This window comes from Streptomyces ficellus, assembly GCF_030406405.1.
Lineage (GTDB): Bacteria > Actinomycetota > Actinomycetes > Streptomycetales > Streptomycetaceae > Streptomyces > Streptomyces ficellus_B.
Genome location: NZ_JAUEPL010000028.1, coordinates 46,944 through 62,662, shown reverse-complemented (window position 1 = coordinate 62,662; position 15,719 = coordinate 46,944). Strand labels below are relative to the sequence as shown.

The 15,719-nt window shown below is 72.0% G+C and carries 13 protein-coding genes; 7 read left to right on the top strand and 6 right to left on the bottom strand.

The features are described from left to right. Positions 1-15: 15 nt before the first annotated feature. Positions 16-1,956 (bottom strand): ATP-binding cassette domain-containing protein, encoded by a 1,941-nt coding sequence (locus QWM81_RS18865; protein WP_290113262.1) that lies wholly within the window; start codon positions 1,954-1,956, stop codon positions 16-18. Between the two features lie 208 nt (positions 1,957-2,164). Here QWM81_RS18865 and QWM81_RS18860 point away from each other — a divergent pair, with 208 nt between their 5' ends. The 5 genes from QWM81_RS18860 to QWM81_RS18840 all read left to right on the top strand — a co-directional run bounded on the left by QWM81_RS18860 (position 2,165) and on the right by QWM81_RS18840 (position 7,904). After that, positions 2,165-3,610, top strand: a complete 1,446-nt coding sequence (locus tag QWM81_RS18860; RefSeq protein WP_290113261.1) for a collagen-binding domain-containing protein — start codon at positions 2,165-2,167, stop codon at positions 3,608-3,610. A gap of 563 nt (positions 3,611-4,173) precedes the next feature. Next, positions 4,174-4,992: a nucleotidyltransferase family protein gene (locus QWM81_RS18855; protein ID WP_353938317.1), complete on the top strand. Its 819-nt coding sequence runs from the start codon at positions 4,174-4,176 to the stop codon at positions 4,990-4,992. Continuing rightward, on the top strand, positions 4,989-5,243 hold the full coding sequence (locus QWM81_RS18850) for a hypothetical protein (RefSeq protein ID WP_290113260.1): 255 nt from the start codon (positions 4,989-4,991) through the stop codon (positions 5,241-5,243). The genes QWM81_RS18855 and QWM81_RS18850 overlap by 4 nt, the downstream gene beginning before the upstream one ends. After that, on the top strand, positions 5,240-6,043 hold the full coding sequence (locus QWM81_RS18845) for a metallophosphoesterase family protein (RefSeq protein WP_290113259.1): 804 nt from the start codon (positions 5,240-5,242) through the stop codon (positions 6,041-6,043). The genes QWM81_RS18850 and QWM81_RS18845 overlap by 4 nt, the downstream gene beginning before the upstream one ends. Before the next feature lie 202 nt (positions 6,044-6,245). Beyond that, positions 6,246-7,904 carry a catalase gene (locus QWM81_RS18840; protein WP_290113258.1) on the top strand — a complete coding sequence of 553 codons (1,659 nt, stop codon included), beginning with the start codon at positions 6,246-6,248 and terminating at the stop codon, positions 7,902-7,904. 252 nt (positions 7,905-8,156) lie between these two features. On the opposite strand, the gene QWM81_RS18835 is transcribed toward QWM81_RS18840, so the two are convergent. Beyond that, the gene (locus QWM81_RS18835; protein WP_290113256.1) at positions 8,157-8,966 is read right to left on the bottom strand and encodes an SDR family oxidoreductase; all 810 of its coding nucleotides are present in this window, start codon (positions 8,964-8,966) and stop codon (positions 8,157-8,159) included. Positions 8,967-9,093: 127 nt separating this feature from the next. On the opposite strand from QWM81_RS18835, the gene QWM81_RS18830 reads away from it, so the two are divergent. After that, positions 9,094-10,329 (top strand): FUSC family protein, encoded by a 1,236-nt coding sequence (locus QWM81_RS18830; protein WP_290113254.1) that lies wholly within the window; start codon positions 9,094-9,096, stop codon positions 10,327-10,329. Between the two features lie 167 nt (positions 10,330-10,496). Next, positions 10,497-11,678 (top strand): amidohydrolase, encoded by a 1,182-nt coding sequence (locus tag QWM81_RS18825; RefSeq protein WP_290113297.1) that lies wholly within the window; start codon positions 10,497-10,499, stop codon positions 11,676-11,678. 24 nt (positions 11,679-11,702) lie between these two features. On the opposite strand, the gene QWM81_RS18820 is transcribed toward QWM81_RS18825, so the two are convergent. From QWM81_RS18820 to QWM81_RS18805, 4 genes are all read right to left on the bottom strand, one after another. Beyond that, positions 11,703-13,169, bottom strand: a complete 1,467-nt coding sequence (locus QWM81_RS18820; RefSeq protein WP_290113252.1) for an aminotransferase class I/II-fold pyridoxal phosphate-dependent enzyme — start codon at positions 13,167-13,169, stop codon at positions 11,703-11,705. A 42-nt stretch (positions 13,170-13,211) separates the two neighbouring features. Continuing rightward, entirely contained in the window at positions 13,212-13,520 is a 309-nt protein-coding gene (locus QWM81_RS18815) for a hypothetical protein (protein WP_290113251.1), read from the bottom strand. A gap of 6 nt (positions 13,521-13,526) precedes the next feature. Further along, positions 13,527-13,940: an SRPBCC family protein gene (locus QWM81_RS18810; protein ID WP_290113249.1), complete on the bottom strand. Its 414-nt coding sequence runs from the start codon at positions 13,938-13,940 to the stop codon at positions 13,527-13,529. A gap of 202 nt (positions 13,941-14,142) precedes the next feature. After that, the gene (locus QWM81_RS18805; RefSeq protein ID WP_290113247.1) at positions 14,143-15,678 is read right to left on the bottom strand and encodes an MFS transporter; all 1,536 of its coding nucleotides are present in this window, start codon (positions 15,676-15,678) and stop codon (positions 14,143-14,145) included. Between the last annotated feature and the right edge of the window lie 41 nt (positions 15,679-15,719).

Here is a 15,719-nt window from a genome sequence, read left to right as displayed (position 1 = left end):
CGGCGGCGGGCAGACTCAGCGGGGCGTGCCGTACTGGTCGGCCTGGAGGAGGTACATGCGGCGGTAGCGGGAGCCGGGCCGGTCCATGAGTTCCCGGTGGGAGCCGGATTCGACGAGCCTGCCCTCGTGGCGGACGTGGATGACGTCCGCGGACTGGATGCCGGCCATGCGGTGGCTGACGAGCACGACGGTCCTGCCCTCTTCGGTGAGGGCGCGGACGCGTGCGAAGGACTGGATCTCCGCCTCGGGGTCCAGGGCGGAGGTCGGCTCGTCGGCGATGACGAGGTTCGCCTCGCGGTAGCGGAAGCGGGCCTGGCCGACCGTCTGCCACTGGCCGCCGGAGAGTTCGGAGCCGTGCCGGAACTGGCGGGCGAGCAGCGTGTCGTAGCCGCGCGGCAGGGTGGTGCCGAGCTTGTCGGCGCCGGAGTAGGCGGCGGCGCGCTCGACGCGCCCGGGTTCGTCGGTGCGCTCGGGCTGTCCGATGCGGATGTTGGTCCGGAGGGTGAAGGGCCAGCGCTGGAAGTCCTGGTCGAGGACGGCGACATGGCGGAAGATGTCGAGCCGGTCCGCTTCGGCGAGGTCGGTGTCGCCCCACAGGACACGGCCGTCGCCCGGCTGGTGGAGCCCGGCGAGGATCTTGACGAGAGTGGACTTGCCGGAGCCGTTGGCGCCGACCAGGGCGACGACCGAGCCCGCGGTGAGGGTCAGGCAGATGTCCCGCAGCGCGGGCTGCTCGCGGTCGGGGTAGCGGAAGGTGACGTTCTCGAAGGTGATCTTCTCGGGGAAGTCAGGGACGGGGGTGCCGCCGAGCGGGATGGCCCGTGCCTCGGCCGCCGCAGTGAAGCGGTCCAGGTCCCTGACGTACAGCGACTCCTCGTGCAGGGTGTTGATGTGGGTGATGAGCGCGCTCAGGCTGGCCGAGCCGGTGCGCACGGCGAGGGCGGCGGTGCCGGCCATGGCGATGTCCATGCGGCCGGTGACCAGCAGGGCGCCGAGCGCGGCGTACGTGGCGAGGGCGGCGGCGCCGGAGAAGGCGGCGGCGATCAGTTCGGTGATGGCGCGTCCGTCGGCGAGCCGGGTCTGCTCGGCCTCGGAGGTCTCGGCCATGTCGTGGAACTTGTCGAGGAGGTAGCGGCCGACCTGGTGGACGCGCACCTCCTTGGCGGATTCGCGGCTGGTGATGAGGTTGTTGACGAGGCGGGCGGCGCGTTCGTGCTCGATCCAGTTCATCCGGGAGGCGTAGCGGCGCTGGGCGACGTGCATGGCGCCCCAGCCGCGCGGCAGCGCGATCAGCACGAGCAGCGGCAGGAGCGCCGGGTGGAGCACGGTGAGGACACCGGCGGCGGCGACGATGGTGAACACGCCGTTGAGGGCGCCGACACAGGCGCCGATCATGTTCCGCGCCGCCAGCGCGCCGAACTGGGCGGAGTCCAGGAGCTTGCGGAAGGCTCCGTCCTCGACGGCTTCGAGCTCCACTCCGGCGGCGCGGCGCAGGTACTTCTCGGTGGCGAGCCGTTCGACCTTGGGCTCCAGCCGGCCGGTGCCGGCGGTCGACAGGGAGGCGAGGACCGCGTTGACCACCGCGAGGACGCCGGCGGCGACCAGTGCGGGCAGGGCCGCGCGGAGGCGTTCGGTGGTGGTGCCGGGGGCGAAGAGCGCCTGGAGGACCTCGTTGGTCAGGAGCAGGCCCACGGCCTGGGCCATGCCCTGGCCGATCTCGGTGAGCCCGACCGTCAGCAGCGCGCGTGGGTCGGACTCCCAGGCGAGCCGCAGGGTGCTGCCGAGGAGCTGGGGCAGGGCGCGTACGGCGGCCAGGGGCTTGAGGTCGAGCACGGCGTACTCGTGCTTGACCCAGCCGAAGTCGTACCGCAGGGCTCCGCCGAACAGCTCCCGTTCACTGTCGGAGATGGGCGGCTCGGCTCTCCAGGCACGCCGGTACAGCTTCTTCTCGCGCACGGTTCCCCACCCCGATTCCCCCGGCACCATGCCGTCGCACCCACCGCTCCCCTACCGCTGAGCGGGTGAAACGTCGCCTTATGGCCGTTACGCGCGCGGTCCGATCGCCGGGCGAGGGGCCGTACCTCCATTGATGTGAGGTGGATCGGACGGTGGGCGCGTCGCAGCCCGATATCCACGCGATGATCATATTTTCTCCGTTATGCGAATGAGTGGAATGTCCGTGGTGTGTGCGGTGTGCGCGGTCGGCCTGGGGGCCGCCGCCCCGTCCGTCCGGGCGGGGACGCCGCCGGGCCCTTCGCCCGTCACGCGGCCGGTCGCCGCCGTGACCGGCAACCCGATGGCCGGGAACAACGGATTCGGTGTGGTGACGCAGCGGGACGCGCTGCTGGGCGGTACGTCGACCGAGGGCTCCGTCGCCGTGGGCGGTGCCCTTAGGTTCGGCGCGGGACACACGGTCGCGCCGCGCGCCACGGGCGGCTTCACGGCCCGTGGGGACACCCGCCCCACGGCGCTCCTGGTGGGGGGCAGGGTCGACTTCGCGGGGAGCGCGACGAACGGCGTGCTGCGGGTGCTCGACCGGGGGTACGTCAAGGTCGGCGACCTGACCGGCAGCGCGGCGCAGGCCACCGGCATGAACGGCACGGCGGTCAACACCCGGCTCGTCGCGGCCGGCGCGGGCTACCACGCCACCCCGCGCATCGAGTTGACGACACCGCAGCCGCCGTCGTCCGTGGGGCCCGCCCGTGGCCTGATGGACTTCGACGCGCTCTTCGCCACGCATCGCCACCGGGCCGACGCGCTGGCCCGGTGCCAGGGCAACGTGGCGCACGCCGGCATCACGCCGGACTCCACGGTCAGGATCCGGCTCGCCGACGGCCGTACGAACGTCCTGCGCCTGACCGGCGCGCAGCTGGACCACATCCGGACGCTGACGTTCGACAACCGGCCGACGGCCACCAGGCCGCTCGTGGTGGTGGTCGACACCACGGCCGAGGGCGGCGGATTCACCTGGCGTACGCCGGCCATGGCGGGCGTGACCAGCCAGGACGCCCCGTACATCCTGTGGAACTTCGCCGACGCCACGGACCTCACCCTCACGGCGGGCGACACCCTGCGGGGGGCCGTGTACGCGCCCCGCGCGAAGCTGACGGATGTGAGCCCGTCCGACATCGAGGGCGACGTGGTCGTCCACGCACTGGCGGCGGGCCGCCCCGCCGGGTCGTCCGGCCGGATCCGCCACGTCCCGTTCGCGGCGCAGCCTTCGTGCGGCCCGCAGCCGGCCTCCGGTCCGGAGCGCGCGGCCGACCCCGAGCCGGACGCGGAACTGGAGCCCGCGGCCGACCCCGAGTCGGAAGCCGCGGGCGCCCAGGGCGACCCGGACCCCGCCGAGGCCGAACCGGAGCCGGCGGCCGACCCGGAGTCCGAGGCCGCCGGCGCCGAGGGCGAACCGGAATCGGACCCCGACTCCGAAGCCACCAACGTCGTCGCCGACGACCGGCCCCCCGCCGCCCCCTCGCTCGTCGGTGAGATGGCGGACACGGGTTCCCGGGCGCAGATGTGGCTCATGGGCGGCGCCGCCGCGCTGCTCGTCGCGACGGGCGCCGTCCTGACGAGGGCGTCCCGCCGCAGCCGCCGACGCCCCGGCGAGTAAGGCCATCCAACGGACCACCACCCCGCACCCGACGCACGACCCCGCAAACCACCGACCCCACCCGAAGCACGACCCGCAGGCCACCGACCCCCACCCGAAGCACGACCCGCAGGCCACCGACCCGCACCCGACGTACGGCCGAAGCACGCCCCCCCAACCACCAGCCCCACCCGGCACACAACCGCAGCGTGACCCCGCAGGCCACCGGCCCGCACCCGGCGTACGGCCGGGGTGGGGCCGTGCAGGGTCGTCCCCGCAGGGGATGGGGGTCCCCCCTGCTCGAGCGAAGCCGAGAGCTTGGGGGAGGCGAAGCAGGGGCTCCCATCCAGGAGACCCAAGGCCGCCGACCCCGAGGAGACGAGCCCGGAGGGGCCCCGCCCCACCGCCACCGGCCCACGCCGCCCACGCGGCCCGCCGCGGCCCCACCGCTCGCCGCACAAGCCGCCCACCGGCCCGCCCGGCCCGCCCGGCCAAGAATCCCTCCCGGGAAATCCGAGCCATAAAGAAGCACAGCCCGGGTACCCGGACGCCCCGCGCAGGCAGACGAGGAGGACGGAGCACCCGTGAGGAACCACTCGCAAGACGCCACCCAGCCGGGCGGGCCCGACGAGCCGGCCGGCCTGCGGCTGGCAGGGGGAAGAGCTGTGGAGGGCGACGCCCACGGCGCGCTCCTGGGCGCGGTCATGGCCGGCGGCCCCGCCACGGGCGGAGGTCCGGCGGTGGGCGGCGCAGCGGTGGGCGGCGGCCCAGCGGTGGGCCCAGCGGTGGGCCCCGCGGTGGGCGGCGGCGTGGGGCCGGCCGGCGGCAGCCTTCCTCCGGACCGTACGCAGTCCATCCTGGAGGCCACCAAGCAGGTGGCGGGCCTGCTCAAGGCCGCCGGCCATCCCTTCGCGCTGGCCGGGAGCGTGGCCGCGTACGCGCACGGCGTTCCGGCCAGCCTTCAGCACGACACCGATTTCGCCATCCTCCGCGAGGACGCGGAGGCGATCACGCGGGACCTGGAGAACGCCGGTATCCAGGTCCGGTTCCCGCCCGAGGACTGGCTGATCAAGGCGAGGAGCCATGGTGAGGAGATCGACCTGATCTTCGAGCTGGCCCGGCACCCGGTGACCCACGACCTGCTGGACCGGGCGCAGACGCTGCCGGTGGACTCGGTGCGGATGCCGGTGCTGGCGCCGACCGACCTCATGGGCAGTCTGCTGGCCGCCTTCTCCGAGCACCACTGCGACTTCGGCGCCGTGCTGCCGATCGCGCGGACGCTGCGGGAGAAGATCGACTGGGACCTGCTGCGCCGCGAGAACGAGGGCCATCCGATGCCAGAGGCGTTCCTTTACCTCCTGGAGCGTCTGAACGTCATCGAGCCACGGGAGGCAAAGCCATGAGCGCCGCCGACACCGCCGAGTACCGCATCGCCCATCTGCGGGACCGGCTGGCGAGCGAGGACATCGCGGAGCTCGGCATTCGGATCGAGCAGCGCGGAACGAGCGTCATGCTGTACGGCACCGTGTCGAGCTCGTCGTGCCGGGAGGAGATCCTGCGCATCGCCAAGGAGGAGCTGGCCGGGCTGCCGCTGCGGGAAGACCTGGTCGTGGTCTGCGCGGACGCCCCCGACCACCCGGAGGAGCTGTCGTGATCCGAGTAGCAGCGGTAGGCGACATCCATCTGGGGCCGACGAGCGCCGGGGCGCTCCGGCCCGCCTTCGAGACCCTCGGCGAGCGCGCGGACGTGCTGCTGCTCGCCGGTGACCTGACCCGGCACGGGACGGTCGAGGAGGCCGAGGTGGTGGCCGGGGAGGTGGCGGGGCTGGGCGTGCCCGTGGTCGCCGTCCTGGGCAACCACGACTACCAGAGCGACCAGGAGGAGGAGGTCGCGGCGGCACTCGACCGGGTGGGCGTGACCGTCCTGGAGAGCGAGGGCACGGTGCTGGACATCGGTGGCGTGCGGGTCGGTGTCGCGGGGACGAAGGGGTTCTGCGGCGGGTTCGCCGGGCGCAGCGGCGGTGAGTTCGGGGAGCCGGAGATGAAGGAGTTCATCCGCTACACCCGGCGCTGCGCGGACGGGCTGCGGTCGTCCCTGGCCATGCTGCGGGAGGCCCACTGCGCGGTGCGGATCGCGCTGACGCACTACGCGCCCGTGCCGGACACGCTCGCGGGCGAGCCGCTGGAAATTTATCCCTTCCTGGGGAGCTATCTGCTCGCCGAGGCGGTGGACGAGGGGGGCGCCGACCTGGCGATCCACGGCCACGCCCACATGGGCACCGAGCACGGCATGACGAGTGAGGGCGTACGGGTCCGCAATGTCGCCCAGCCGGTGCTGGGCCGGGCCTACGCCGTCTACCACCTGCCCGTGCACGCCGGGGCCCCGGCTGCCGGTGACGGCGGGGTGAAGACCGGCGCGGACGCGGAGGGCGAACGTACGGCGGCGTTCCGTTAGGCCGCCCCCATGAGTGACCCCTCACGTGAGGCCCCCTCGCGTGAGGGCCCCTCCCCTGAGGAGCCCTCGCGTGAGGCCCCCTCCCGTGAGAATCCCTTCCGTGACGACCCGGTCGGTTAGGCACGCCCGAACGGCGGGTAACGGAGGATACTGCGACGTATCAGGACGCAGTCAGACAAAAGCAGCAGAGGAGCCGAGGATCGTGACGGACGTTTCGAGCCAGGGTCCCGCACCCGGCGACGACCGGAAGGTACTCACCAACCGGCAGGGCCACCCTGTCTACGACAACCAGAACCAGCGCACCGTCGGCGCCCGTGGCCCGGCGACGCTGGAGAACTACCAGTTCCTGGAGAAGATCAGCCACTTCGACCGGGAGCGCATCCCCGAGCGTGTGGTGCACGCCCGCGGAGTCACCGCCTACGGCTACTTCGAGGCGTACGGCGCCTGGGGTGACGAGCCGATCAGCCGCTACACCCGCGCCAAGCTGTTCCAGGAGCGGGGCAAGCGCACCGACCTGGCCGTGCGGTTCTCGACCGTGATCGGCGGCCGCGACTCCTCCGAGGCGGCCCGTGACCCGCGCGGCTTCGCCGTGAAGTTCTACACCGAGGACGGCAACTGGGACCTCGTGGGCAACAACCTCGGTGTCTTCTTCATCCGGGACGCGATCAAGTTCCCGGACGTGATCCACGCGCTCAAGCCCGACCCGGTCACCTTCGAGCAGCAGCCGCGCCGGATCTTCGACTTCATGTCGCAGACCCCGGAGAGCATGCACATGCTGGTGAACCTCTTCAGCCCGCGCGGCATCCCCTCGGACTACCGCCATATGCAGGGGTTCGGCGTCAACACGTACAAGTGGGTCAACGCCGAGGGCAACACGGTCCTGGTCAAGTACCACTGGATGCCCAAGCAGGGCGTGCGCAGCATGACCGAGGAGGACGCCGCCAACGTCCAGGCCCAGGGTCTGGGCCACGCCACCAAGGACCTGTACGAGGCGGTGGGGCGCGGCGACTACCCGGAGTGGGAGCTGCTGGTCCAGATGATGGAGGACCACGAGCACCCGGAGCTGGACTTCGATCCGCTGGACGACACCAAGACCTGGCCCGAGCAGGACTTCCCGCCGAAGCCGGTCGGCAAGATGGTGCTCAACCGGATGCCGGAGAACTTCTTCGCCGAGAACGAGCAGATCTCCTTCGGTACGGGTGTCCTCGTGGACGGCCTGGACTTCTCCGACGACAAGATGCTGGTCGGCCGGACCTTCTCGTACAGCGACACCCAGCGCTACCGGGTCGGCCCGAACTACCTGCAACTGCCGGTCAACCAGGCGAAGAACGCCGACGTGCGCACCAACCAGCGCGACGGGTTCATGACGTACCACCAGGACGGCCACGGCGAGAACCCCATCGTCAACTACGAGCCGTCGATCCTCGGCGGGCTGCGTGAGGGCCAGTACCCGACGCACGACGAGCAGGGTCCGGAGATCCGGGGCAGGCTCACCCGCAAGCGCATCCCCCGGACGAACGACTACATGCAGGCCGGCCAGCGCTATCTGCTGATGGAGCAGTGGGAACGCGACGACCTGGTGCACAACTTCATCGACCTGCTGAAGCAGTGCGACCGGCCGGTGCAGGAGCGGATGGTCTGGCACTTCCTGCTCGTCGAGAACGACCTCGGCCTGCGGGTCGGCGAGGGTCTCGGGATCAGCCCGCAGGACGTCGCTCACCTGGAACCGCTGGCGAGCCAGGACCTCACCGATGAGGACCGCAAGCGGCTGGCCAATCTCGGGGAGAACCCGCCTCGGGACGTCGAGGGACTGACGATGACGCACTGCGTCCCCAACGAGCGGTACGTGGTGACCCGCTGAGACCCACCTGACGGCTGAAACGGGCCCCGACGAGCCCGGAGGAAAGGGCCCCGCCGACATACGGCGGGGCCCTTTCCGCGCCCGCTCGGACCTCCCGGAGCCCGCCCTGAGCCCGCCCGGAAGCCCGATCAGAGCCCATCCTGAGCCCGCCTTGAGGCCCGACCAGAGCCCGCCGTGAGCCCGCCCTGAGCCCCGATCAGAGCCCGGAGGCCCGATCAGAGCCATCAGAGCCGCAGAGCCCTCGGAGCCCGCTCAGACGCGGCGCCAGTCGTCGCCCTTCAGGTGCGAGCCGGCCTGCGGGCCCATCCGCAGCATGCCGCCGTCCACGACCCACGAGGCTCCGGTGACGTACGAGGACTCCTCACCGGCCAGGAACGCGATGACCGCCGCGACTTCGCGCGCGTCGCCCGGCCGGCCCAGCGGCACGCCCGGCCGGGACTTCTCCGTCACGTCCTCGTCCTCCTGGCCCGTCATGGGCGTGGCGATCTCGCCGGGCGCGACGGCGTTCACGGTGATGCCGTGTTCGGCGAGTTCCAGCGCCATGACTTGCGTGAGCAGTCCCAGTCCGCCCTTGGCGGCGCAGTAGGGCGCGGCGCCGACGCGTGGCTGGTGTTCGTGCACGGACGTCACATTGACGATGCGTCCGCCCCGGCCCTGCTCGATCATGCGGCGTGCGGCCACCTGCCCGCACAGGAACGGCCCGATCAGGTCCACGTCGAGGACGTCCCGCACCGTCTCGTACGGCATGTCGAGGAACGGCGTGGCGGTGCCGGTGCCGGCGTTGTTCACCAGGACGTCCACGCGGCCGAGTTCGCGGGCCAGCCGCTCGACGGCGTCGGCGGCATCGGGCAGCTTGGTGAGGTCCATGTGCGTGACGGCGGCCCGCCGGCCCTGTGCCCGTACCTCTTCGGCGGTCCGCCGCGCGCCCTCCTCGTCGGCGTGCCAGGTGATGCCGATGTCCATGCCGTCGCGGGCGAGGCGGACGGCGGTGGCGCGGCCGATGCCCGAGTCGGAACCGGTGACGACGGCGACCGGGGTTCCCCGGTTCGCGGGCAGGTTCATCGTGCCTCCTCGGCAAGGGGTCGGGGACTTTGGCGGTACCACGTGACGCGGACCGCAAACGCGGGCGTATGGGCGGTTCGTGAGGCGCAAGTGTGCTGAGTTGCTCATGATCGGGCAGGGGAAAGGGATGCCCGACGTATCAGCACCCGTGATCAAACTGGTGCGGCGGACCACGGAGCCCGTCGCGGCGCAGACACTGCGTTCCACCGCCGCCGCCGTCATCTCCTATGTCGTCGCCCTGATGGTCCTGCCGGACCAGCCCGCTCCCCTGACCGCTCCCCTGACCGCGCTGCTGGTGGTGCAGGTCACCCTGTACGCGACCCTCACCACCGGTATCCGGCGCGTGAACTCGGTCGTCGTGGGTGTCCTCATCGCCATCGGTTTCACCGCGCTGGTCCCGCTGACCTGGTGGAGTCTCGGGCTGACCATCTTCACCTCGCTGATCATCGGCCGCTATGTGCGGGTGAGCGAGTTCGTGCCCGAGGTGGCGATCAGCGCCATGCTGGTCCTGGGCGTGTCCCAGGCGGCGTCGGCGGCCTGGCACCGCGTACTGGAAACCCTCATCGGCGCCGGTGTGGGCCTGCTGTTCAACCTGCTGTTCGCGCCTCCGGTGTGGGTGCAGTCGGCCGGGGCGTCCATCGACGGGCTGGCGCGCGGGATGGGCCGCATGTTCCGCACCATGGGCGACGAGGTGGGCGAGGGGCACATCCCGTTCGCGCACGCGGCGGCCCGGCTGCACGAGGCGCGGCGGCTGGACCACGACATCGTGGAGGTGGACGCCTCGCTGCGGCAGGCGGAGGAGAGCCTGATGCTCAATCCGCGCGTACGGGAGGGGCTGCTGTCCCGGATCGTGCTGCGGACGGGGCTGGACACCCTGGAGATCTGCGCGGTGGTGCTGCGGGTGCTGACCCGCACCCTGACGGACCTCGCGAAGTTCCGTACGGAGGAGTCCCTCTTCCCGCCGGACGTGGCGGCGGCGCTCAAGGAGCTGTTCGAGCAGATGGCCACGGCCATCGAGAGCTTCGCGCGGCTGATCACCACTCAGGTGGCGGCCAGCGCGGAGGACGCCGAGGAACGGCTGACCGCGGCCCTGGCCGCCAGCCGGGCGACCCGTGACCTGGTCGCCGACCTGCTGCTGGAGGACGTGCGGGAACACCCCCGCCAGTGGCAGTTGCACGGGGCGCTGCTCGCCGAGATCGACCGCATCCTCGACGAGCTGGACATCGACAAGCGGACCGAGCGCCTCACCCAGGAACTGGACCGGCACTCGGCCGAGCTGCGGGAGCGTCACCCCCGGCTGGCCGCCCTGCGGCGCCGGCTGAGCGGCAACGGCGGCGAACGTCGGCCGGCCGTCGAGGCGTGAAGGAATCGGGCGCCCGTGGCGTGGAACACGTGCGGGAGCAGAGCCAGTGCTGACGACGCCCCAAGGAGGCCCCCGTGCCGCAAACCCCGGACGCCCAGCAAACCCCGGATGGCCCGGGGACCCCGGATGGCCCGGGGACCCCGGACGCCCCGCGGACCCCGGACGCCCTGGACGCGATTCACGCCCGGATCAGGAAGGAGATCGCCGCTCGCGCCGACCGGTTGTGGGAGGTGAGCCTCGCGCTGCACCGCGCTCCCGAGCAGGCGTACGAGGAACACCAGGCGGCGCGGCTGCTGGCCGGCGAGCTGGAACGGGAGGGTTTCCTGGTCGAGCGCGGGACGGCCGGCCTGCCGACGGCTTTCGTGGGGCGCACCGGCACGGGTGACGGGCCGTGTGTGGCGCTGCTGATGGAGTACGACGCGCTGCCGTCGCTGGGGCACGCGTGCGGGCACAACCTGATCGCGGCGGCCGGTCTCGGCGCGGCGCTCGCGGTGCGCGGCGCGCTCGGGGAGGTGGCGGGGTCGGTGCTGGCGGTGGGTACGCCGGCGGAGGAGCGCGGCGGCGGCAAGGTCACGCTGGTGGAGGCGGGGCTGTTCGACGGGGTGGACGCGGCGCTGATGTTCCACCCGGGCGTCCACAGCTGGTCGTGGGCACCGCTGACGGCGAGCGCGCAGATCCGGGTGGGTTTCCACGGGCGGGCCGCGCATCCGACCGGCAACCCCACGGAGGGCATCGACGCGCTGGGCGCGCTGATCCAGCTGTTCAACACCCTTGGCGTGCTGGGCAGGCGGTTGCCGTCCGGCTCGCACGTCCAGGGCATCGTGACGGACGGCGGCCGGGCGACGAACATCGTCCCGGAGTACGCCGAGGGGCTGTTCGGGCTGCGCGGTGCGACCACGGCGGCGCTGGAGGAGCTGGTGGACGAGGTGCGCTCGTGCGCGGAGGGCGTCGCCCTCGCCACGGGCACGCGGGCGGAGGTCACCCGGGTCGGCGGGCGCTACGAGCACTTCCGCGACAACGACGTGCTCTCCGGGCTGTTCGCCGAGCACCTGGACCGCGCGGGCATCCGCCTCTCGCAGCCGGTTCCCGGCGTGTACCTGGGGTCGTCCGACATCGGCAACGTGAGTACGAGGGTGCCCGCGATCCACCCGTTCGTCGCCATCATGGACCCGGACGGAGCGGACCACACACCGCAGTTCGCCGCCGCGGCGGCCGGCCCGTGCGGGCGGCGGGTGATGCTCGCGGCGGCCGAGGCGCTGGCTTGCACGGCGGCCGATGTCCTGCTGCGCACGGAGGTGCCCGAACGGGCGTGGTCGTGTCTGCGCGCCAAGGCCGCCGCCGGGCTGTAGGGCCGCTGGTGTCGTGACGCGGGGTCAGTCCTCGATGGCCACGCGGACCGTCCTGACCTCCGTGTCGGCGGCGTCGGGGACGACCATGCCGGCGTCGACGCCGCTGCGCAGGTAGTGCAGGACGTCGGCGTTGAGCCTCTCGCCGGGCAGCGCGGCCGGGATGCCGGGCGGGTACGGGGTGAGCATCTCCGCGGTGACGCGGCCGATGGCCTTCTCCCACGGCACCTGCTCGACGCGGCCGAAGAACGCGTCCCGGGGCAGCAGGACCTGCTCCAGCCGCAGTTCGGCCGGGTCGGGGACCCGCACCTCGGTCGCGGGGCGCAGTTCGTCCGCGTGGGCGGCCACGTCGCGCAGGGCGGCCAGCAGGGCGTCGGCGCTGCGTTCGTCGTCGGCGTGGGTGAGCTGGGCGCTGGTGCGGCGGTGGTCGGACAGGTGGAGGTTGACGCGGTGGTGGTCGCGGATCCAGTCGGCGATCCGGTAGCCGGTCGTGCCCAGGCCGGTGATGTCGACGATGACCTGGAGCGGGTCCAGGTCGAAGGCGCGGCCGGGGCCGCAGAAGTCGTCGCGCCCGTGGACGTGCATGCCGTCGATCTCGGCGATCTGCGCCCGTACGGTCTTGGCGAGGGCGAGGGCGTCGTCGTAGAGGGCGTGGCCGTGCTGGACCATCTGGCGGCGCCAGCCGTCCAGGGCCGCGTAGACCAGGACGGAGGGGCTGGTGGTGCCGAGGAGGTCCTCGCGGCTTTCGAGGACCTCCGGCTGGATCAGGTCGCCCTGGAGGTGGAAGACGGAGCCCTGTTCGAGGCCGGAGCCCATCTTGTGGACGGAGGTGACGCAGACGTCGGCTCCGGCGTCCATGGCCCAGGTCGGCAGCTGCGGGTGGAACGGCAGGTGGGCGCCCCACGCCTCGTCGACGATGAGCGGCACGCCGTGGTCGTGGCAGGCCTCGGCGATGCCGGCCAGGTCGGAGCACGTGCCGTACGGCGTGGGCGTCGTCACCAGGGCGCCCCGGGCGTCGGGGTGCTCGGCGAACGCGGCGCGGAAGGCGTCGGCGGACGGCGGGTGGGCCAGATGGCGGTCGGCGTCCCACTGGGGGTCGACCCAGACGGGGACGATCCCGGCGAGCACCAGGCCGGACACCACGGACTTGTGGGCGTCACGGCCCACCAGCAGCTTCTCGTGCGGCCCCGCGACGGACAGCATGGCGGCCTTGATGGACAGGGAGCTGCCGCACGTCGAGAAGAAGGTGTGCTCGGCCCCGACGGCGTCGGCCATCAGCTCCTGGGCCTTGGCGATGACGCCGTGTGAGGAGGTTCGGTCGTCCAGGCCGCTGGTGGCGAGCACGTCCGACCGGAAGACCGCGTCCCCGAGGACCTCTCGGACGCGCGGGTCGGCGCCGCGGCCCTGTTTGTGGCCGGGCGGGGTGAAGGGGGTCTGGTTGTCGGCGTGGTACGCGGCCAGCGCGTCGAGCACGGGTGCCTGTGAATGGTCCATAGCACCCAAGTGCCCCGCGTACCAGGACAAAAACGGAAGTGATCACGGACGGGGGTTCGTACGCTGCCACGGTGGCCGTGCGTCAGGGCCCCGGCGGCCCGCGACGGACGCGCAGCGCGGGCAGACGCGCTGGACGCGGTCGGCGGCGCCGCCGGATTCGGGGAGGATGTCCTGCCAGACGACGTGGGAGAAGCGCCCGAGCCGTGACCGGCTGAGGGAGAGTCCGCAGATGGTCTGGTTCGTGCCGGGCTCCCACGCGTGGACCTCACCGGCGGGCAGCCGCCGGCGGCCGTCCTCCTCGTCCGTCCACTGGCCGGAGGCGGCGACCGCGTAACGGCGGCGGGGTGGCATGGGCGGTCAGCCGGCGGCGTTGTCGACGCGCATCCGTACCTGGCTCTCCAGACGCTCCAGGCTCCGGTCGAGGGCGTCGCCGACGGCCTGCTCGCCGGGGTCGTGGCTCTCGTCGAAGAACGACAGGTGCACGGTCACCTCGCTGGCCCCGCTGCCGATGCCGGCGACCTGGAGCCATCCGGTGTAACTGCCCTGGTCCCTGGTGCCCCACTCCAGGCGCATCTGGTCCTTCTGGGCGCGCAGCAGCGCGGAGGTGTCCTCGTCGGTGCGGTCCTCGTGCACGGTGACGGCGGGCAGGTCATCGGGCCGCACGTGCAGGGCCTCGGGGAGCCAGGTGTCGAGCTGGTCGACGTTGGCGGCCTGGTCGAAGACGTGCTCGGGCTGGGCGGGCATCGTGCGTGAACGCTCGTACTCGGTCATCGCTCCACCGTTCCTCGTTCGTCGGCTGGAGATCTTCCGACGAACGGGTGCCCGGCCTGCGGCGCCTGAAGCGGGTGGGAAAGGGAAAGCCCCGGCTGGACGGGGGAACCAGCCGGGGCAGCGTGTGGTGGTGGTGGAGAGTCCTTCACCACCAGCTTGATGAACGATAAACCATCTCCCGCTGTGCGAGCCAATCGCTGTGTCACAGCGCCGGCGGCGGGGCCGTGCGCGAGACCGGGGCGGGGCTCGCGGCGGCGGCCGCGGCCGTCGCCGCCTGCGCCGCCTGCGCGGACAGCGGGGTCGCGATGTCCTCCAGCGACTTCTGCTCGGCGGCGACGGCGAAGAACAGCGCCACCAGACCGCCCGCCACCATCAGCGCGGCGCCGATGCAGAAGGCGAGGGCGGTGTCCGCGACGACGCCGCTCTCCGTGAGGCCGGCGAAGATCAGCGGACCGGAGATACCGCCGGCGGCCGTGCCGATGGCGTAGAAGAACGCGATGGCCATCGCGCGGGTCTCCATGGGGAAGATCTCGCTGACGGTGAGGTACGCGGAGCTGGCGCCGGCGGACGCGAAGAACAGGACCACGCACCAGCTGATCGTCATGGTGGTGGCGGTGAGCCAGCCGTTGGCGAACATCCAGGCCGTGACGAACAGCAGGGCGCCGGACAGCAGGTACGTCCCGGCGATCATCGGCCGGCGGCCCCAGGTGTCGAACAGGCGGCCGAGCAGCAGCGGGCCCATGAAGTTGCCGAACGCGATGACGGCGAAGAAGTAGCCGGTCGAGCCGCTGGGGACGTCGAAGAACTTCACCAGGATCGACCCGAAGCCGAAGGTGATGGCGTTGTAGAGGAACGCCTGGCCGATGAAGAGCGCCATGCCCAGCACCGCCCGCCGGGGGTAGACGCGGAAGAGCGTACGGGCGATCTGTACGAAGCCGACGCTGTGCCGCTGCTTGATGGTGATCGCCCCGGCCGGCTCGGGCAGCGGCTTGCCGGTCTCCTGCCGTACCTGCCGCTCGACGTCCGCCACGAGCTGTTCGGCCCCTTCCTCACGGCCGTGGATGAACATCCAGCGGGGGCTTTCGGGCACATGGCGGCGTACGAGGAGGATGACCAGGCCGAGGACGACGCCGAGGCCGAAGGAGATCCGCCAGCCGAGGTCCTTGGGGAGGATGTCGGTGTCGAGGGCGAGGACGGACAGCAGGGCGCCGCCCATGGCGCCGAGCCAGAAGCTGCCGTTGATGATCAGGTCGACCCGGCCGCGGTACTTGCTGGGGATCAGTTCGTCGATGGCCGAGTTGATGGCGGCGTACTCGCCTCCGATGCCGAAGCCGGTCAGGAAGCGGAAGAGGAAGAACCACCACGAGGAGAAGGACAGCGCGGTCAGTGCCGTCGCCCCGAGATAGACCGCGAGGGTGATGAGGAAGAGCTTCTTGCGGCCGAAGCGGTCGGTGAGCCAGCCGAAGAACAGGGCGCCGGAGCAGGCGCCCGCGACGTACAGCGCGGCGGCGACGCCGGTGACCTGGGCGCTGCTGATGGCGAGCCCGCTGCCCTCCTCGGAGAGCCGGCTGGCCATGCTTCCCACGATGGTCACTTCGAGCCCGTCGAGGATCCAGACGGTGCCCAGACCGATGACGATCATCCAGTGCCACCGTGACCACGGCAGCCGGTCCAGCCGGGCCGGCACTTTCGTGGTCACGGTTCCATTCGACGCTTGGCCCAGCTCCAGCTCACTCATGGGGGTCACCTCCGAGGCGGCGAAAAGACGGCGGGCGGGTA